The 19102-nt window shown below is 67.3% G+C and carries 16 protein-coding genes and 1 pseudogene; 5 read left to right on the top strand and 12 right to left on the bottom strand.

The features are described from left to right. Positions 1 to 90: 90 nt before the first annotated feature. Both KUG41_RS13085 and KUG41_RS13090 read right to left on the bottom strand, forming a co-directional pair. Positions 91 to 474 carry a CrcB family protein gene (locus KUG41_RS13085; RefSeq protein WP_371734145.1) on the bottom strand — a complete coding sequence of 128 codons (384 nt, stop codon included), beginning with the start codon at positions 472 to 474 and terminating at the stop codon, positions 91 to 93. A gap of 1 nt (position 475) precedes the next feature. Beyond that, positions 476 to 781, bottom strand: coding sequence for a SemiSWEET family sugar transporter (locus KUG41_RS13090; protein ID WP_216904656.1), 306 nt, complete (start codon positions 779 to 781; stop codon positions 476 to 478). Between the two features lie 51 nt (positions 782 to 832). Between KUG41_RS13090 and KUG41_RS13095 the strand changes: the two genes are divergently transcribed. Then, positions 833 to 2350 (top strand): peptide ligase PGM1-related protein, encoded by a 1518-nt coding sequence (locus KUG41_RS13095; RefSeq protein ID WP_216904657.1) that lies wholly within the window; start codon positions 833 to 835, stop codon positions 2348 to 2350. Positions 2351 to 2373: 23 nt separating this feature from the next. Continuing rightward, positions 2374 to 2868 (top strand): septation ring formation regulator EzrA, encoded by a 495-nt coding sequence (locus KUG41_RS13100; protein ID WP_216904658.1) that lies wholly within the window; start codon positions 2374 to 2376, stop codon positions 2866 to 2868. Positions 2869 to 2886: 18 nt separating this feature from the next. On the opposite strand, the gene KUG41_RS13105 is transcribed toward KUG41_RS13100, so the two are convergent. Together KUG41_RS13105 and KUG41_RS13110 are read right to left on the bottom strand one after the other, a co-directional pair. Further along, on the bottom strand, positions 2887 to 3723 hold the full coding sequence (locus KUG41_RS13105; RefSeq protein WP_216904659.1) for a carbohydrate ABC transporter permease: 837 nt from the start codon (positions 3721 to 3723) through the stop codon (positions 2887 to 2889). Next, positions 3720 to 5345 (bottom strand): 2-isopropylmalate synthase, encoded by a 1626-nt coding sequence (locus KUG41_RS13110; protein ID WP_216904660.1) that lies wholly within the window; start codon positions 5343 to 5345, stop codon positions 3720 to 3722. Before KUG41_RS13110 ends, KUG41_RS13105 begins: the two co-directional genes overlap by 4 nt. A 174-nt stretch (positions 5346 to 5519) precedes the next feature. Between KUG41_RS13110 and KUG41_RS13115 the strand changes: the two genes are divergently transcribed. The 3 genes and pseudogenes from KUG41_RS13115 (at position 5520) to KUG41_RS13125 (ending at position 9755) form a co-directional block, all read left to right on the top strand. Then, positions 5520 to 7097, top strand: coding sequence for a glycoside hydrolase family 57 protein (locus KUG41_RS13115; RefSeq protein ID WP_216904661.1), 1578 nt, complete (start codon positions 5520 to 5522; stop codon positions 7095 to 7097). Positions 7098 to 7168: 71 nt separating this feature from the next. Next, positions 7169 to 7965 (top strand): annotated as a pseudogene (locus KUG41_RS13120) (IS630 family transposase). 827 nt (positions 7966 to 8792) lie between these two features. Further along, entirely contained in the window at positions 8793 to 9755 is a 963-nt protein-coding gene (locus KUG41_RS13125; RefSeq protein ID WP_216904662.1) for a hypothetical protein, read from the top strand. Between the two features lie 11 nt (positions 9756 to 9766). On the opposite strand, the gene KUG41_RS13130 is transcribed toward KUG41_RS13125, so the two are convergent. From KUG41_RS13130 to KUG41_RS13165, 8 genes are all read right to left on the bottom strand, one after another. Beyond that, entirely contained in the window at positions 9767 to 10516 is a 750-nt protein-coding gene (locus tag KUG41_RS13130) for an amino acid ABC transporter ATP-binding protein (protein WP_305798579.1), read from the bottom strand. A 17-nt stretch (positions 10517 to 10533) separates the two neighbouring features. Beyond that, positions 10534 to 11745, bottom strand: a complete 1212-nt coding sequence (locus KUG41_RS13135) for an amino acid ABC transporter permease (RefSeq protein ID WP_216904663.1) — start codon at positions 11743 to 11745, stop codon at positions 10534 to 10536. A gap of 1 nt (position 11746) precedes the next feature. Further along, positions 11747 to 12751: an ABC transporter permease subunit gene (locus KUG41_RS13140; RefSeq protein ID WP_216904664.1), complete on the bottom strand. Its 1005-nt coding sequence runs from the start codon at positions 12749 to 12751 to the stop codon at positions 11747 to 11749. Continuing rightward, positions 12751 to 13815: an amino acid ABC transporter substrate-binding protein gene (locus KUG41_RS13145; RefSeq protein ID WP_216904665.1), complete on the bottom strand. Its 1065-nt coding sequence runs from the start codon at positions 13813 to 13815 to the stop codon at positions 12751 to 12753. The genes KUG41_RS13140 and KUG41_RS13145 overlap by 1 nt, the downstream gene beginning before the upstream one ends. Before the next feature lie 81 nt (positions 13816 to 13896). Continuing rightward, complete coding sequence (locus tag KUG41_RS13150) at positions 13897 to 14298, bottom strand: fasciclin domain-containing protein (protein WP_216904666.1); 402 nt, start codon at positions 14296 to 14298, stop codon at positions 13897 to 13899. A 10-nt stretch (positions 14299 to 14308) separates the two neighbouring features. Then, complete coding sequence (locus KUG41_RS13155) at positions 14309 to 15619, bottom strand: CO2 hydration protein (RefSeq protein ID WP_216904667.1); 1311 nt, start codon at positions 15617 to 15619, stop codon at positions 14309 to 14311. Then, on the bottom strand, positions 15616 to 17112 hold the full coding sequence (locus KUG41_RS13160; RefSeq protein ID WP_216904668.1) for an NADH-quinone oxidoreductase subunit M: 1497 nt from the start codon (positions 17110 to 17112) through the stop codon (positions 15616 to 15618). Before KUG41_RS13160 ends, KUG41_RS13155 begins: the two co-directional genes overlap by 4 nt. Further along, positions 17112 to 18986 (bottom strand): NAD(P)H-quinone oxidoreductase subunit F, encoded by a 1875-nt coding sequence (locus KUG41_RS13165; RefSeq protein ID WP_216904669.1) that lies wholly within the window; start codon positions 18984 to 18986, stop codon positions 17112 to 17114. The genes KUG41_RS13160 and KUG41_RS13165 overlap by 1 nt, the downstream gene beginning before the upstream one ends. Between the last annotated feature and the right edge of the window lie 116 nt (positions 18987 to 19102).

The following is a 19102-nucleotide window of genomic DNA, read 5'->3' on the forward strand; positions in this document are numbered from 1 at the left end:
ACAGGGGGCCGGTGCGTTCCTGCTGGCCGCGCATTCGCTCAGTGCCGTTAGGCCATTCTCCCGCGGCTGAGCTGGTTTTTCAGCAGCCTCCTAGGCGCCGCCCAGGGCGAGGCCGGCCGTCATGGCCAGCAGTCCCCCCAGCACCGAACCGCCGCAGAGCAGCAGGGCCTCGACGTGATGACGACGGTGGAGGGTGTCCTGCAGTTCCGCCACCCAGGTGGAGAAGGTGCTGAAACTGCCCAGGAATCCCGTTGCCAGCAGCAGCATCAGGCGGCCTGCAGCCGCCCCGCAGCTGGCCTCCAGGGACACCAGCAGGCCCAGGGCGAAGCAGGCGATCAGGTTGACGCCGAAGGTGCCCCAGTGCCTGCGGGGCAGCATCGGCTCGAAATGGTTGACCACGCGGAAGCGGAGCCAGGCTCCCGGCACCGCTCCGACCGCCACGAGCAGGGCGTCGTTGCCCAAAGGGGGCCCCACGTCAGCCCGCACCACCGGGAGGATGGCGCTGGCCAGGCCGGCTCCCCAGCGAGACCCTCAGCTTGCGTTCCAGCACCGCCGACGCCGGCACCGGAATGATCAGATTGGCGGCGATCAGCGGTCCGTCGGCCTTGAGCAGACCATGGAGAGCTCTGAGCAACACCTCGAGCGTGAACAGCCCGTCCATCGGCAGCGAAATGGCGCTGGTGTCACCGCTGCGAACGGTCTTGACCGCCTGGGGACAGAGGCTGAGGGTGGTGCGCGATGCGGCGCCGTGCCCGAGGGCGCTCACCGTGAAGGGCTCCATGGGCGTTGGTCGCTGACCTGGTCAGCATGAAGGCATTCCGCCCCTGCCGCCATGGCGCTCAGCTTCCGCGAACTGCAGCAGCAACTGCAGGCCGCATGGGGCCGCGAGCACGGCGAAGGCTGCGGTGATTTCGATCTGCTGATGGTGCCCTCCCTCACCATGGATCAGGCCCAGCTGGAACTGGTCACGGGGGCCCACCACTACGAGGAACGCCAGCTGTTCTCGCTGATGCGGCTGCGCCATCCCGCCGTCCAGGTGGTCTACGTGACCAGCAAACTGCTGCCGGAGCTGGTGGTGGACGCTGTGCTGGAGCTGATGCCCGGCGTGCCCACCTCCCATGCCCGCCGCCGGCTGCACCTGTTCGACACCGACGACGGCTCCGCCCGACCGCTCACCCTGAAACTGCTGGAGCGTCCGGCCCTGCTGGGGCGCATCAGGGAGCGGCTCAGGCCCGGTCGCAGTTTCATCAACTGCTATGTGGTGACGGAGCTGGAGAAAGCGCTCTCGGAGCGGTTGCAGGTGCCGCTGCTGGGCACCGATCCGGCCCTGGGCTACTGGGGCACCAAGGCCGGCAGCCGGGACCTCTTCGAGCGCTGCGGGGTGCCCCATCCCCCGGGAACCGGCCTCGCCCACAGCCTGGAGGACCTGGCCGAGGCCATCGACGATCTGTGGGAGACGCACCCGGATCTGGGGGGCTGCGTCGTCAAGCTCAACGAGGGCTTCAGCGGTGAAGGCAATGCCCGGCTGGTCTTCGGGCCGCTGGCGCTGGCGGGGCTGAGCAGGAAGGAGCGGCTGGGGAGGCTGGGCCAGGCCCTGGCGGCCCTGCCGATGCCCGCGGCCGGATGGCAGGCGCGGCTGAAACGCCAGGGGGCCCTGGCGGAGGCCTGGCTGGAGGGCGGTGACGCGATCCGCTCGCCGAGTGTTCAGGGCACCATCCATCCGGGAGGGGAGGTGGAGATGCTCTCCACCCACGAGCAGATCCTCGGTGGCGCCGGTGGCCAGACCTACCTGGGCTGCTGTTTCCCCGCCGCGGAGCCCTACCGCGCCCGGCTGATGGAGCATGGTCTGGCCGTCGGCCGGGCCCTGGCCGCCGAAGGCGCCCTGGAGCGCTACGGGGTCGACTTCATGGCTCGCCGGTTCGGTGAGCACTGGGATCTCCAGGCCATCGAGGTCAACCTGCGACAGGGGGGAACCACCCACCCCTTCATGGCCCTGCGGGCCATCACCGCCGGCAGCCTCGAGCCCGGCAGCGGCCGCTTCCTCTCCCCCACCGGCCAACCGCTGCACTACCGCGCCACCGACAACCTCAGCGACCCCCGCCTGCGGGGCCTGATGCCGGTCGACCTGGTGGACATCGTGGCCGAGGCCGGCCTGCACTATGACCCTGCCCGTCTGCAGGGCAGCGTGTTCCACCTGCTGGGCTGCCTCTCGGAATTCGGCAAGCTGGGAATGACCTGCATCGGCCGGGATCCGGAGCAGGCCGCCGCCGTCTACCGCTCCACGGTGGCGGAGCTCCTGGCGGGAGCCGCGGCCCGCAGCAACGACACCCTCCCCCGCGCCGACCGCTGACGGCCCGGCCGGATCGGGGCAGGATGGGGCAGCGCGACGACACCATGGTCTCCATCACCGACCTCGATGACGACAGGTCCCGCCGTCGCCCCCAGCTGCCGGCGGGACCGCCGCCCTGGACCGGCTGGCTGCAGATCGGCCTGAGCACCATGCTCGGCGTGCTGTTCCTGGTGATGCTCGCCAAGACCCGGGAGCAGAACCAGCTGCTGCGGCAGCTGGAGGAGCGGGTGCAGGGACTGGAGAACAGCCGGGCTCTCGATCGCACCTCCGTGCTGGAGGAGCAGCAGCGGGCGATGGTGGAACGGCTTCAGTCGCTTGAGGCCGGAGCCAAACAGCTGGAGGCCATCGAGGAGCAGCAGGAACAGTGGCGGCAGGCCCTGACCGATCTGCAGAGCCGCCGCCAGCGGCGGCCGGCCCCGTCTGCCGACCGCTTTCCCTCCCCGCCGCCGCCACCGGCCCCCCCGACCCCACCCAGCGACGGGGGAGTGCTCCGTCCTCCTGGCCCCGCCAGCCCCTGAGGGCCTCCTGACACCTGATCAGCCCTTCACCGCATCACCGCTGGCGCTGGGCAGGATGTAGCGCTGCAGCAGCACGAACAGCAGCAGCACCGGCAGGATCGACACCACCGAACCGGCGGCCACCAGGCGCCAGTCGAGGGAGAAGCTGCTGGCCAGCTGCTGCAGGCCCAGGGGCAGGGTGTAAAGGGTGGGGTCGTCGAGAATGATCAGGGGCCAGAGGAAATCACTCCAGGTGCCGATGAACACGAACATCGCCAGGGTGATCAGGTCGGCCCGGGCGGCCGGCAGCATCACGTTCCACCATTCCCCCAGGGGCGTGCAGCCGTCGATGCGGGCCGCCTCCTCCAGCTCCACCGGCACGCCCAGGAAGCTCTGGCGCAGCAGGAAGATGCCGAAGGCGGTGGCCGCCTGGGGCACGATCAGAGCCCAGAGGCTGTTGCGCAGGCCGATCTGCACCATCAGCAGGTAGAGGGGGATCATCACCACCTGGAAGGGGATCAGGATCGTGGCCACCACCAGGGCCAGCACCAGCCCCCGGCCGCGGAAGCGCATCCGCGCCAGGGGGTAGGCCGCCAGGGAGCAGAACAGCAGGTTGGCCAGCACCGCCAGGGCGCTGACGATGGTGCTGTTGAGCAGGTAGGTGCCCATGGGGTTGGCGGCGAACAGCCGCCCGTAGGCCTCCAGGCTGGGCTGGACCGGCAGCAGGGCGGGGGGGCTGGTGAAGATGTTCTCCGCCGGCCCCTTCAGGGAGGTGCTGACCAGCCAGAACAGGGGCAGTAGCAGCAGCACCGCCACCAGCAGCAGCACGGCCAGCTGCAGGCCCGTGGCCAGGGGGGAGCGGCTGGCGGGACTCACAGGCGCGGCAGTTCCGCCACGGGCAGGGGGGTCTTCTGGGGGTGCAGGGGCGCCCGCTGGCTGCCCGACACCAGCCGGTTGAGGGCGTTGACGAAGGCATGGGCCGCCGCCACGACGATGTCGGTGTCGGCGGCATGGCCGGAGTAGAGCACCCCCTGGTGGCGCAGGCGGATGGTCACCTCGCCCATGGCGTCGATGCCCTCGGTGACCGACTTGACGCTGAACTCCACCAGCTCGTTGGGCACCTGGGCCAGGCGGTTGAGGGCCTGGCAGACCGCATCCACCGGTCCGGTGCCGATCGCCGCCTCGGTGAGGTCGACGCCGTCGCCGTCCCGCAGAGTGACCGTGGCGGTGGGCTGGAGGTTGGTGCCGCAGCTCACCTGCACCGACTGCAGGGCATAGCGGGCCTCGTCCTGCTGCTGCACCTGCTCGCTGACGATCGCCTCCAGATCCCGGTCGGTGATCTCCCGCTTGCGGTCGGCCAGCTCCTTGAAGCGGGCGAAGGCGTCGTCGAGGTCGTGGCGCTCGAGGGTGTAGCCCAGTTCCTCCAGCCGGGCCCGGAAAGCGCTTCGGCCCGAAAGCTTGCCCAGGGAGAGCCGGTTGTCGGCCAGGCCGACGGTGCGGGCATCGATGATCTCGTAGGTGAGTCGGTGCTTGAGCACCCCGTCCTGGTGGATGCCGGACTCGTGGGCGAAGGCATTGGCCCCCACGATCGCCTTGTTGGGCTGCACGGCCATGCCGGTGAGGTTCGACACCAGCCGCGAGGTCTTGGTGATCTCCTCGGTGCGCACGTTGGTGAGCGGATCGCGCCGGTCGGCGGGCCGGCCGAGGAAGGGATTGAAGTAGCTGCGGCGCACGTGCAGGGCCATCACCAGCTCCTCCAGGGAGGCGTTGCCGGCCCGTTCGCCGATGCCGTTGATGGTGCACTCCAGCTGGCGGGCACCGTGCTTCACGGCCTCGAGGAAGTTGGCCACCGCCAGGCCCAGATCGTTGTGGCCGTGCACCGAAATCACCGCCTGGTCGATGTTGGGCACCGAGCGGTCGATGCCGGCGATCAGTTCACCGAATTCGGCCGGGGTGGTGTAACCCACCGTGTCAGGAATGTTGATCGTGGTGGCACCGGCGGCGATGGCCGCCTCGATCACCTGATGCATGAACTCCGGATCACTGCGGCCGGCGTCCTCGCAGGAGAACTCGACGTCGTCGACCAGGGAGCGGGCGTAGGCCACCATCTCGGCGGTGATGGCGAGCACTTCGGCGCGGGTCTTGCGCAGCTTGTGCTCCAGATGGATGTCGCTGGTGGCGATGAAGGTGTGGATGCGGCGCCGGGCGGCGGGGGCCACGGCCTCGGCGCAGGCCTTGATGTCGCCCCTCGCGGCGCGGGCCAGGCCGCAGATGACCGGTCCGTCGGGGGTGCCCACGCTGGCGGCGATGCGCTGGACGGCGTGGAAATCGCCGCTGCTCGCGAAGGGGAATCCGGCCTCGATGATGTCCACCCCCAGGCGGGCCAGCTGCTGGGCGATCGCCAGTTTCTCCTCGAGATTGAGGCTGGCGCCGGGGGACTGTTCCCCGTCGCGGAGGGTGGTATCGAAGATCAATACCCGGCCGGGATCGCGGGCCATGGGGTCTAGGCGGAACTGGTATGAGTTAGGCGCACTCTAGGGGCCGGCTGTCCCGGCACCGCGGCGGCCAGGAAGGGGCCACCCAGCGCCGCGATCCCCAGGTGGGTGTGGGGCAGAAGGGCCGGGAATCCAGGCCGGAGGCGGAACGTAGAGTGCCGGCACAGAGGGGGCTCCATGGCCGCAGGCGATCTGGCCCTGGTGCTGCATGCCCACCTTCCCTACGTTCGATCGGGGGAGCCGGGCTCGCTCGAGGAGGACTGGTACTTCCAGGCCCTGCAGGAGTGCTATCTGCCGTTGCTGGGCGTGCTCGAACGGGCGGCCGCCGATCCCCGTCAGCGGCCGAAACTCACCCTCGGCCTGTCGCCCACCCTGCTGTCACTGCTGTGTGACAAGGCCCTGAACGGCCGCTTCCCCGGCTGGCTGGCCCAGCGCCGGGCCCTGCTCGACGAGGCGCCCCCGGACCTGGAGGCGCCGGCCCGCCAGCTGCAGGCAACGCTCGGAACCATCGAGGCCCAGTGGCGGGGAATGGGCGGGGTGCTCCTGCCGCGATTCCGGAGCCTTCAGGACAAGGGAGTCCTGGATCTGATCACCTGCGGGGCCACCCATGGCTACCTGCCCCTGCTGCGGGATTCTCCCGAGGCGGTGCGAGCCCAGCTGCTCACCGCCGTGCGGGAGCACCAGCGGCTGCTGGGCCAGCGTCCGCTGGGCATCTGGCTGCCGGAATGCGCCTATTACGAAGATCTCGATCACAGTCTGGCCCAGTGCGGCCTGCGCTATTCCCTGCTCGATGGCCACGGTCTGCTCCATGCCCTGCCCCGGCCCCGCTTCGGGGTCTACGCGCCCATCTGCTCTCCGGCAGGGGTGGCCTTCTTCGGCCGCGACAGCGAATCCACCCTGCCCGTGTGGAGCGCCAGCCAGGGCTATCCCGGCGATGGCGTCTACCGGGAGTTCCATCGCGATCTGGGCTGGGATCTGCCGGAAGCCTCCCTGAGCGCCCAGGGCATTCTCGACCGCCGCCCCCTGGGGCTGAAATTGCACCGGGTCACCGCCCAGGGCTGCCCCCTCGACCAGAAACAGCCCTACGACCCTTCCCGCGCCGCAGAGAGGGTGAAGGAGCACGCCGAAGCCTTCCTGCGGGGGCGGGCTGATCAGATGCAGCAGCTGGCCACGACGATCGAGCAGCCGCCGCTGCTGGTGGCTCCGTTCGACGCCGAGCTGTTCGGTCACTGGTGGTTTGAGGGCCCCCAGTTCCTGGCAGCCCTCTTCCTCCAGGCCCCCGCGATGGAGGTGCGCTTCACCCATCTGCGGGATGTGCTCCGCCAGGAGCGGACCCTGCAGGTCTGCCGCCCCTCCCCCTCCAGCTGGGGGCAGGGGGGCTACCACGACTACTGGCTGAACGAAACGAACGCCTGGGTGGTGGCCGAGTGGCAGCGAGCCTCCCGGGCCATGGTGCGGCGCGTGAACCGGGGCGTGGGCAGCGCGGATCAGCGACGTCTGCTGACCCAGGCGGGGCGGGAACTGCTGCTGGCCCAGAGCTCCGACTGGAGCTTCATCCTGCGGGCCGGCACCACCACCGGCCTGGCCCGGGAGCGGATCCACCGCCACCTGGACCGCTTCTGGCGGCTGATGGACGCGATCGAACACAGCACGGAGCTGCCGCGGGAATGGCTGGCGGGGGTGCGCCGAGAGGACGGCCTGTTCCCGGAGCTGAACGCCGCCGACTGGGCGACCGTGCCAAGTTCAAATGAATAGTGTGTCGTCCCGCAAATGACCTCTGGAACGCGGAGTGTCTCCCGCGGTGCTCCGCAGCGCTTGGTCGTCCGATGCCACCGCTGGTCCTCAGCGATGGCGAGGTTCAGCAGCTGCAGGGCATCGCCAGCTCTCGCTCGCTGCCGCATTCGAACGTGCAACGCGCCCAGATCGTCCTGGCCTGCGGCGGGGGCGAAACCAACACATCGATCGCCGAGCGGATTGGCCTGAGCGGCATGACCGTCGGCCTGTACCTGAACCCGCCCGACAAGGCGATGGGGCGCTGCGTCGATGAGAAGACGCAGATCCAGGCGCTGGACCGCACACAACCGCTGTTGCCCATGGGCCTGGACGACGCCGAGGGCGTCACCCACGACGACATCCGCCACGGCACCACCACCCTGTTCGCTGCGCTGGATGTGACCCGCGGTGAGGTGCTGACCCAGTGCAGGCTTCGTCACAGAGACCAAGAGTTCCTGGGCTTCCTGCGCCAGATCGAGAACTCTGTGCCGCAGGATCTGGACGTTCACCTGATCGCGGACAACGACTGCACCCACAAGCACGCCAAGGTCCGTACCTGGCTGGCGCAGGGGCCTCGCTTCCACGTCCACTACTCACCCACCGACGCCTCCTGGCTGTAGACGAAGTCGGCCGGATGCCATACCGGATGGAGCGCTGGTTTGGGATCATCACCCAGCGGGCCATGCGGCGGGGCAGCTTCTCGAGCGTCAAAAAACTGATCACCAGGATTAAAGAGTTCGTGGCGGCCTGCAACCAGAGAGAGGCCCCGTTCAACTGGACCGCCACAGCGGATTCAATCCTCGAGCAGCTCCAGCGACGTTGCGCGCAAATCTCCGGGACGGGGCACTAGGAGGGTTGTGAAGCTGTTGGCTGTCGACAAGATCTTAGGGTGAATGGATGTCCGCTCCTGATGCGGTGTTTGCCGCCATTGCTTTGCATATGAAGCCTATCCGGACAATCATCCGAACTTGAATTGCCCGAGACCGGCCAGGCTGCCAGCCCGCCACTGATCAACCAGACTTCGGCTCCTTCCGCTTCCATAGACTCCCGGGATTGAAGCACCTGGTCCACCTCTGATGCCATCCGGTTCTCCATGAGGGCCATGGCCCACGCACTTCATGAACCCCCCAAGGTCCATGGGCTGATGGATCGCGGGGCGCAACATGGCGCCATCCGCGCCGACGGGCTTCGGGGAGTCCAACGCCGTTCCCGGGCCGTCCATGCCCATAACGCCGCGATGGCATGCTCAGATAAGCGGCCGCTACCAGAAGGCTGAATCCATTCATCGGCTACCGCCATCATCAGAGGCTCCAAGCCGGAGGAAACCCTTCCACCCAGCCGGATCTCTGGCCAAGGAGAAGGCAATCACTGTGACGAAGTTGCCAAAACAATTTCGACAGGAACGCTTCCGCCGATGCTGCCGCCCGCAAGCAACATAAACGTTAATGACAAGTCCCGCTTAAGGAAGTACGATGGTTTCCAGAAGCCGATGGGTCATGACTCATCGAAATAACAGTAGACAACCAAACGGATCATGTCGTCAGCACCTTATTCCAATCATCTGATCGACCCAATGCCGAAGTCAGGCTGATCCTCCCCTGAGGGACCAGCGAAGGCAATGATTTTTCATATTCCGGACTCTCCCATCCCAGTGTTCGATTCGATCCGAAACCGGCCATGAGCAACAAGCCTCGCAGACTTCTGATCTGCGTTACCTTTCACTTCATGCCGTCGAGGCTTATTTATCTAAAACAAATAGCGGCAGAGTTTCCCAATCTGGCTGATAGCGTAAAGACTGTCATCATCACCAATGACGGAGATGCACATGATCGGATTTCAAGCTCCCTTGACGCCCTGCCACTGGATCTGGAGATCTTGACGCCATCTTTACTGGGACACCCATACCTATTGGCATGGTGCCATAAAGATGTGTTTCGAAGAGAGCTTGAGCTGCAGAGCCATAAGTTTAGTCACTATCTTTACCTGGAAGACGACATTCTCATCGACGACAAGAACATCTCCTATTGGATGGAGGCGCGAGAGCGCCTGAAACCATCCGGGCTGATCCCGTCTTTCGTTCGTTATGAAATTAATCATTCCAGCCAACTGAGAGTAAGCGCTGACTTGGAAGTTCAGGTCGATCCGGCCAAGGCGGCCAAGATTCTGTTCCCTGATCTCAAGTATGCCTATGTTGGCCTGCCCAACCCCTACCAGGGAACGTACCTGTTCGACGGCGAACTTCTGGCAGAACACTTTGAAAGCATCTATACGTATGGCCCTGAAGCACCAGCTCCAGATGAATGGAAATACACCAGGGAGAAGGCCGCCTTGGGCGTTACTTTTCACAGGGTTCCATATGGATTTGATTCAAGAAATGTCGTGGGCTATCGAGTTGACGCTCAAAGAGTCGATGAGCGTAGCCTAATTCACCACACTCCCAACAACTACGCCAACAATCCCAGCAGCAGAATCGGCAAAGTAAGCATCAAAGACTTGATATCCCCACCGATCACCCTACCTCGCAGGCGAACAGGGAGGCATTATCAACCCGACGGATCCGTCTATCAGCTACCCAGACCATCTTTTCAGGAGTATGCCAAGAGCACATCAAAACTCGCCAGAAAATGGTTTCAATGCTGAGCCATCGGTTCTCAGAGAATCTGATCGAGAAACCTGCGGGTGCGCTGGTGGGAGGGGTTGGTGAAGAACACCTCCGGTGCGGCCTCCTCCACGACCACCCCCTCGCTCATCAGCACCACCCGGTGGGCCACGTGGCGGGCGAACTTCACCTCGTGGGTCACCACCACCATGGTGATGTCCTCGTTGGCCAGGGCCTGCATCACCTCCAGCACCTCCCGCACCATCTCCGGATCAAGGGCGCTGGTGGGTTCGTCGAACAGGAGGATGCGGGGCTCCATGCAGAGCGCCCGGGCGATGGCCACCCGCTGCTGCTGCCCACCGGAGAGCTGGCCGGGGAACTTCTCGGCCTGCTCGGCGATGCCCACCCGCTCCAGCAGCCGGCGCGCCTGACCCTCCACCTCGGCCCTGGGCCGGCCCCGCACCAGCACCGGCGCCAGGGTGAGGTTCTCCAGCACCGACAGGTGGGGAAAGAGGTTGAACTGCTGAAACACCATTCCCACCTCCCGGCGCACCGCATCGATGTTGCGCAGGTCGTTGGACAGGGCGATGCCATCGACGCTGATCTGCCCCTTCTGAAAATCCTCCAGGGCATTGAAGGTGCGGATGAAGGTGCTCTTCCCGGAACCGGAGGGCCCCATGATCACCACCACCTCGCCCCGGTTCACGGTGAGATCGGCACCCCGCAGCGCATGGAAACCGTTGGGGTACCACTTCTCCACGGCCCTGGCCTCGATCATCGGTTCGGTGCTGGGTTGGCTCATGGCAGGGCGGAAGGGGATCAGGTCGAGGAGGGAACGGTCTGGGGATCCAGGCGGCGTTCGAGGGCCCGGCTGCCCAGGCCGAGGGCGGCGCAGCAGCACCAGAACAGCACCGCCAGGGTGAGGTACACCTCAGCGTTCTTGCCCAGGAAAGCCGGATTCGCCATCACGGTGCGGGCCGTGCCGAGCAGTTCCATCAGCCCGATCAGGGAGAGCAGGGTGGTGTCCTGCAGCAGGGAGATGAACTGCCCCACCATGGCAGGGAGCGCCACCCGCATGGCCTGGGGCAACACCACCTTCGCCAGGGTCTGGGGATAGGACAGCCCGAGGGAGCGGGCCGCCTCGAACTGACCGCCGGGCACGGCCGCCAGGCCTGCACGCACCGCTTCGGCCAGATAGGCGGCGGCGAAGAAGGTGAGCACCCAGGCCGCCCGCCACACCCGCTCGGGCGCCAGGCCGCCCGGCAGCAGGAAACCGAGGATGTTCTGGCCCAGGAACAGCAGGGTGATCAGGGGGGCCCCCCTGATGAACTCGATGTAGAGCACCGATCCCCAGCGCAGCAGGGGCAGCTCGCTGCGCCGGCCCAGGGCCAGCAGCACCCCGAGGGGGAAGCAGAGCAGGATGGCGAAGCTGGCCTCCAGCAGGGTGAGCAGCAGGCCGCCCCACTCGGAGGGCGAAACGCTGACCAGGCCCAGGCCACCGCTGATCAGCACCATCCCCAACAGGTAGAGGACGGGCCAGGTCAGGGCCACCAGGCGCGGCCCGAGGGAGCCGAAGCGGCGGCCGAAGCGTCCGGCCAGCCAGCGGACCAGCAGCAGCAGGATCACCAGGCCCCACCAGCGGGACTGCAGGGAGAGATCGAGCCCGAGGGCCCAGGGCACCCAGAGCCCCACGACCCCCAGCAGCACCGCAGCCAGTCGGTCGTTGCGGGGCCAGAGAGCGCCGGTCCGGTCGCGGCGGGGATGGCTGCGCAGCACCCCCCAGCTGAGGCCGGTGGCAGCGACCAGCAGCCAGAGCAGCAACCACAGTCGCCACTGCTGCTCGATGGGATAGCGGCCCACGGCGAACAGGGTGGCGTTGGCCTGGATCACCAGCCACCGGGCCTGGAAGAGGGCCCAGTGCAGGAAACCGAAACCAGCCAGGGTGATCAGCCCCAGCAGCGCGACGCTGAGAACGGCATCCCCACGGGTGGGGAACAGCTCGCGGCGGATCCGGCGCAGAAGGGCGGCCATCTCAGCGCTCCCGGATCTGCACGAATCGGTTGAGACCGTTCATCAGCAGGGAGATCAGCAGATCCAGCCCCAGGTAGGCCCCGAGCAGGATCAGATACACCTCCACCGCCCGGCCGGTCTGGTTGAGGGTGGTTTCGGCCACCGAATAGAGATCGGTGTAGCCCACGGCCACCGCCAGGGAGGAGTTCTTGGCCAGGGAGATGTACTGGGTGTTGAGGCCGGGAACGATCACCCGCAGGGCCTGGGGCAGCACGATCCAGCGCAGGGTGGCCAGCCAGCCGATCCCCAGGGAGGAGGCCGCCTCCCACTGCCCCCGGGGCACCGCGGCGATGCCACCGCGCACCACTTCGGCGATGAAGGCCCCCGAATAGATGATCAGGCCGGTGAGCAGGGCCCCGAACTCCACCGACACCCGCAGCGGCGCCTGCCAGACGTTGTTGACCAGGTGGGGCACCGTCCAGCGGACTCCCTCTTCGAAACCGGCCAGATAGAGCCCGGACTTGGCCAGCACCACGCCCGGGATCTGCACGGCCGCGGCGCCGTTGGGGAGGGCCAGGAACACCACGAAGTACCAGAACACCAGCTGCAGCAGCAGGGGGATGTTGCGGATCACCTCCACGTAGACCCGGGCGATGCCCCGCAGCAGGCCGTTGCGGCTGAAGGACGCCATCCCCGCCAGGGTGCCGAGAATCGTGGCCCCCACCAGGCCCAGCAGCACGGCCCGGAGCGTGTTGGCCAGCCCCGCCGCCAGGCCGCGCCAGTAGGGCATGGTGGCGTCGAAGGGGATGATGGTTTCAGCGATGCCGAAACTGGCTGGCTGGTTGAGCCAGCGCCAGCTGAGCAGCAGGCCGGCGGCGGTGAGGTTGCGCACCAGGTTGCCGAGCAGGAAGGCGATCAGCAGCAGCACCAGCAGGCCCACCACCGCCTGCACCACCCAGGGCAGCACCCGGCGGTCACGCCACCAGGGGGGGACGCCCTTGGCGGCGGGCTCGTTCTCCGCCCCCATCAACGGAACGGCGGCGAATAGATCAGGCCGCCATCGGTCCACTGGCGGTTCACACCGCGATCCAGTTTGAGCTTGGAGCCGGGGCCCACATTGCGATCAAAGATCTCGCCGTAGTTGCCGACGGCCGCCACGGACTTCACCACGAAGTCGGAGGGCAGGCCCAGCTGCCTGCCGAAGTCGCCCTCCACGCCAAGGAAGCGGCGCAGATCGGCCTGGTTGGGATTGGCCTTGGCCTCCGCCAGCTTCTCGGCCACGTTGGCCTTGGTGATGCCCAGCTCCTCGGCCTGCATCAGGCCGTAGACGGTCCAGCGCACGGCATCGGCCCAGGCGGGATCCCCGTTGACGGTGGCGGGGGTGAGGGGCTCCTTGCTCATCACGTCCGGCAGTAGGACGTGCTGATCAGGGCTGGGGAAGCTGGTGCGCTTGGCCGCCAGCTGGGAGCGGTCGCTGGTGACGGCGATGCAGCGGCCCCCCAGGTAAGCCGCGTAGGTCTGGTCGCCGGTCTGGAACTTCAGCGGGGTGTAGGCGACATCCAGCTCCCGCATCCGGTCGGCCAGATTGAGTTCGGTGGTGGTGCCGCTCTCCACGCAGATCGGCTTGCCGGCCAGGTCCTTGAGGGTCCTGATGCCACTGGTGACCGGGGTCATCACCCCCTGGCCGTCATAGAAGGTGGTGGGGCCGAAACTGAGACCGTTGCCCCCGGGCGCATCGCGGCTGAGGGTCATGGTGGTGTTGCGCGAGAGCAGATCCACCTCACCGCTGGCCAGGGCGGCGAAGCGCTCGCTGGAGTTGAGGTCGCGGTATTCCACCTTGCCGGGATCCCCGAACAGGGCGGCAGCCATGGCCTTGCAGACGTCCACATCCAGCCCGGTGTAGGCGCCGTCGGGGCCGACGAAACTGAAGCCGGGGAGCTTGCCATCCACACCGCAGACCAGCTTGCCGCGGCCGTTGATGGTGGCCATCTTCTGGCTCTGGACTCCGCTGCCGCTGTCGGAGGCGCATCCCGCCAGCTGGGCCGCCAGCAGGGCGGTGAGCGGCCAGAGAAGGGACCGACGGAGCGCCATACCGAGCTTCCTAACGACGCCGCATTGTTGCAGACCTGTAAAGGGATGGCGGATCATCCGGGCCGATTGCCGAAGGCGCCATCAACCGGGCAGGATCACCCGGTCGATCACATGCACGATGCCGTTGTCGCAGACGATGTCGGCGCTGACGACGGTGGCGTTCTTGACCTCGAAGGGATCGGCCCGGCGGATCGCCACCGGTGCCCCCTCCAGGCTCTCCCATTCCGGCTGATCCACCAGCTCACTGCGCTTGTAGGCACCGGACAGCACGTGGAACTTGAGGATCCGGGCCAGCTGGGGGACGTTGTCCACCAGGGTCTGCACGGTGCCGGGGGGCAGGGCGGCGAAGGCGTCGTCGACCGGGGCGAAGACGGTGAAGGGGCCGGGGCTTTCGAGGGCGGCGGTGAGACCGGCCACCTCCACGGCGGTGAGCAGGGTGCCGAAGACTCCGGCGCCCCTGGCGGTTTCGATGATGTTGGCCATGGGGAAATTCCTAGCGGTAGTCCTGGGTCTGGATCTGGGGCAGGCGGGCCTCGGGCCGCAGGAAGCGGTCCATCTGGGCCTCGAAGAAGCGCCGGTTGGCCATCAGGTGCTCGGGATCGGTGTCATCGAGCGGATAGAGGAGGGCGCAGCGCAGGGCCTGGATCACCGCCGAGGTGACGTTGTACATGGAGCGCTGGAAGGTGACCCCCAGCTGGTTGAGCACATCGCCTTCGCCGCGCTTGTGCTGGGCATAGAGCTCGGTGAGGTAAGGGGGCAGGAAATGCAGCATGTCCTGCATCAGCAGGGTGGGCGGAATGCCAGCCGAACCCACCGGGAACACATCGGCATAGAGGATGCCGTAGTGGAAATCGGCCTGCTCGGAGGGCACCTGGCCGGCCTGGGCGTTGTAGCTCTTGGTGCCGCGGAACGGCGCCGTGCGGTAGAACACCGCCTCCACATAGGGCAGGGCCGCCTCATAGAGCCAGGTGAACCCCTCCGACTTGGGAATGATCTCCAGGCATTCCCCACCGATGTAGACGTGGTGGTAGATGGGCCGGCCCGCGACGGCGAAGATACCGTTGACCAGGAAATTCATGGCATCGGGCACGCCCTTGAAGCCGCCTTCGTCGTAGATGTCGCTCATCTCGAAGAACACCGGCGCCATCACCTCCCAGAACAGGCCGAGGTTGGCGTAGTAGCTCATCTTGCGCACCTGCTCCAGGAACATCTCCGGGAACAGGGCGTAGAGGCCGAGCATCAGGGGATTGCCCTTGAAGTAGGCCTTGATGGCCTTGTCGGCACTGGCCTTGTAGGCGTCGCACTCCAGGTAGTCGTAGAAGCGGCCGCCCATGCCCTGGTGCCAGAACATGGCATCCATGCAGGCCTCGGCGAACTCCATGTTGATGCGGTCGTGCCACAGGTGATGCAGCAGCTTCGGCATGGCCCGGGTTTCACCCTTGGCCATAAACTCCAGCAGCTCCGGATGGGCCGTGGCAGGCCCGCGCCAGATGCGCAGCCTGGAGTCGTCGCCGGCGTAGGAGTTGGGCAGGTCCAGGTACTCCTGGGAGGGGAAGTACTTGAAGGCCGGCAGCGGGTCGAGGAACACCCGCTCGGCGATGTAGAGAAGGTCGCGCCAGTAGAAGTCCATCGGCACGGCATAGGCCTTGTAGATGCCGATGATCTGCATCAGGTTTTCCGGCGTGTCCGGCAGCATCGAGCCGCCGGCCTCGAGCCGGTGGATCACGTCGGCGTAGCGGTGCTGGGAGGGGGGGATCAGGGGCTGGCTCGCCGCTTCGGCCAGGCTGGCGGTGGGGGACGTCATGAGGGGAGCTGGCGAGGGGAGGCGGAGGTGGCGGTGGCGACCAGGGGCGGGAACGGTTCGCGGCGCAAGGCCAGGGCGGATGTGCTGGATTCGCTCCAGCCCACCAGCAGACCCGGCCAGATGCCGCCCACCACCACCAGGGCGGCAAGCAGAACGGCGGGGAACCGTTCACTCCAGACGGTGGCGGGGTAATCGACCCGGTCGTTGTCGAGGCGACCGAAACCGACCCGGTTGAACAGACGCACCGCGTAGACGGCGGTGAAGCCGGAGGCGATCAGACAGAGGATCGTGGGCACCGGGAAGGGGGTCCAGCTGGCCTCGAACATCAGGAACTCCGGCACGAAGCCCGCCAGGCCGGGGATGCCGGCGCTGGCCATCAGGGCCAGCAGGAACAGGCCCAGGGTGAAGGGCAGGCCCCGGTAGGGGTTGAGCAGGCCGGCCAGATCGGGGATCAGGGTGGAGCCCGTCTTGCTCTCGATCAGGCCCACCAGATGGAACAGCAGGGCCGAGATCAGGCCGTGGGCCAGCAGCTGGGCCTCCACACCCTGCAGGCTCAGGGGGGTGGCGGCGGCCAGGGCCACCACCAGCAGGCCCATGTGGCCGAGGGAGCCGTAGGCCACCAGGCGGCGGATGTCGCTCTGGGCGAGGGCATTGAGGGCGCCGTAGGCCGCGGTGAGGGCACCCACTCCGGCGATCCAGGGCGACCAGAGGATCCATTCCTCCGGCAGGAAGCCGATCGCGAACCGGAGCAGACCGTAGCCGCCGAGGATGGAGACTCCACCGCTGAGCAGCATGGCCACGGGGCTGGAGGCCTGGCTGTAGGCCAGGGGCTGCCAGCCATGCAGGGGCACCACGGGCAGCTTGAGGCCGAAGGCGAGCAGAAAGAGGGCCAGGATCCAGCGGCTGCTCTGGGGGGAGAGCTCCAAGGCGGCCAGGTCGGTGTAGGCGAAGCTGAAACCGTTGCCACTCAGCCAGCCCAGGGCCAGCACCGCCCCCAGCAGCGAAAGCCCCGACACGGCCCCGTACATGACGTACTGGATGGCGGCCTGGGCCCGGCGCGGGCCGCCCCAGATGGCCAGCAGCAGGGTGGTGGGAATCAGCACCAACTCGAAGGCCAGCAGGAACAGCAGGCCGTTGCGAGCCAGCACGGCACCCATCAGGCCCAGGTCGGTGGCGAGCAGCAGGCTGAGGAACAGCCGCGGCCGGGCCTGATCGGCAGGGGTGGCCAGCACCGTGACCAGCACGATCAGGGCGATCAGGGCGGCCAGGGGGGCGGACAGGCCATCGAGGCCCAGATCGAGGGCAAGGCCGATGCGGGGCAGCCACACCTGGTGGAGCTCGCTGGGGGCCTGGCCCAGCTGGCCGAGGCCGAGGGCGAACTGAAACACCAGGGGCACCAGGCAGACCCGCCGCAGCAGGATCTGGCGCTCGGGAAGCAGGGGCAGGAGCACGGCCCCGAAGGCCGGCAGCAGCAGCAGGAGAAGCAGGGCCATCAGCGGAGCAGGGAGGGGGGCACGATCGTGAGCAGCCAGGCGGCCATCAGCACCACACCGATCAGCAGGGTGAGGGCGTAGGTCTGGGTGCGGCCGGAGGTGGTGAAGCTGAGCCGGCGGGCGCTCTGCAGGGCCGCCTCACCGGTGGCACCGGTGAACCCGTCGACCAGCTGGCGGTCGGACCAGGCGCTCAGGCGGGCCAGACCCACCACCAGAGCCACCACGGTGCGGTGATAGAAGCTCTCGGTGTTCATGTCGTGGGCCAGCCAGTGCTGCAGGCCGCCGAGGGCGGAGGGCAGCTGGGCCAGGGGATGGGGCCGCAGGTAGAACACCGCCGACAGGCCGCCGCCCACCAGGGTGGACAGCAGCAGCGGCACTGCCGCCGGTCCCCAGCCCAGCAGGGGGCTGGCGGCGAAGACCCCATAGCGGGCCAGCAGGATCGGCAGGTGCAGCACCACACCCATCAGCAGCAGGGTGGGCACCACCATCAGCCACAGCACCTCCGCCGAGCGGATCGTGAAGATGCTGGGGCGCCCGCCCCAGATCAGTCCGAAGACCCGCACCAGCCCTGCGGCGATCAGGGCATTGGTGACGAGCACGAAGCCCCCGAGCAGGGCGGGCTGGGAGCTGGCGGTGCAGAGCTCGAGCAGCTCGCGGATGGCGGCGAAGCCGCCGAAGGGGGGCAGGGCCATCAGGCCGCCGGCACCGGTGAGGAAGGCCAGTCCCACCAGGGGGCGACGGCTCCAGAGGCCGCCGAGCTGGGTGAGGTCCTGGGTGACGTTGCTGACGATCACCGTGCCCACGGCCATCAGCACCAGGGCCATCGGCAGGGGGTAGACCAGCAGCAGGTGGGCGGCCACCGTGGAGCCGCCCAGGCCCACGGCCATGAACAGCAGGCCCATCCAGCTGCTGACCAGGAAGGACAGGGCCCGTTTGATGTCGATCTGGGCCAGGGCGATCAGGGCGCCCACCAGGGCGGTGGTGCCGCCCACCACCACCAGCACGGTGTTCACCAAAGGGCTGAGGGCCAGCAGGGGCTGGAGTTTGAGCAGCACCCAGGCGCCACCGGCCACCACCACCGAGTTGCGCAGGATCGTGGAGGGCAGGGGGCCCTCCATGGCCTCATCCAGCCAGAGGTGGAGCGGAATCTGGGCGCATTTGCCCATGGGGCCGGCCACCAGGGCGAGCAGGATCAGCTCCACCCCCAGGGGCAGGCTGCCCGGGGCGCGGCCCGCCGCCCAGGCCGCCAGGGATTCGAAGTTCCAGGTGCCGGTGACCGGCAGGATCGCCACCAGACCGGCGAGCAGGATCAGGTCGCCGATGCGCTTGGTGAGGAAGGCATCCCGCGCCCCCTTCACCACCAGGGACTGGTTGTACCAGGTGCCGACGATCAGGTAGGTGCCGAGGGTGAGAAGTTCGAGGATCACATAGCTGAAGAACAGCGAATCCGTGAGCAGAAGGGCACACAGACCGGCCTCGAAGAAGCTGAGGGAGCCGAAGAAACGGGGCCAGCCCCAGTCCATCTCCAGGTAACCGATCGCGAAGATCTGAGCCAGCACATGCAGCCCGGTGACGAACAGGGTGGCGATCAGGGCCGGCTGGGTGATCGAACCGTCGAAACCGATCGTCAACCCGGCCGTATCCAGCCAGGTCCAGCCGAAGTGAATCGGCAGCAGATCCGCATGGGCATTGGCACCCAGCAGGGCCAGCAGGCTGTGGGCGAAGGCCACGCTGACCATGGTCAGGTTGAGGTAGCCGCAGGGCCGTGGCCCCGTCTTCCAGATGAAGCCGGGCGACCAGGCCAGGGACGCCAGGGCAGCCAGCAGCGGGTAGAGGGGAACCAGCCAGGCCGTCTGGGCGAAAAACAGGGTCATGGCGGGAGAACAATCGGGGCCGGACATGGCCCGCGTGGTGGCGAACACTAAGATCTCCGGTGGCTTGCAGAGGGCTTTCCAGGAAGGAAAGTCCTATGGGAAGTGCAAGCTGTGGT

This window comes from Synechococcus sp. CCY 9618 (assembly GCF_019038415.1).
In the GTDB taxonomy this organism is placed as follows: Bacteria; Cyanobacteriota; Cyanobacteriia; order PCC-6307; family Cyanobiaceae; genus Cyanobium.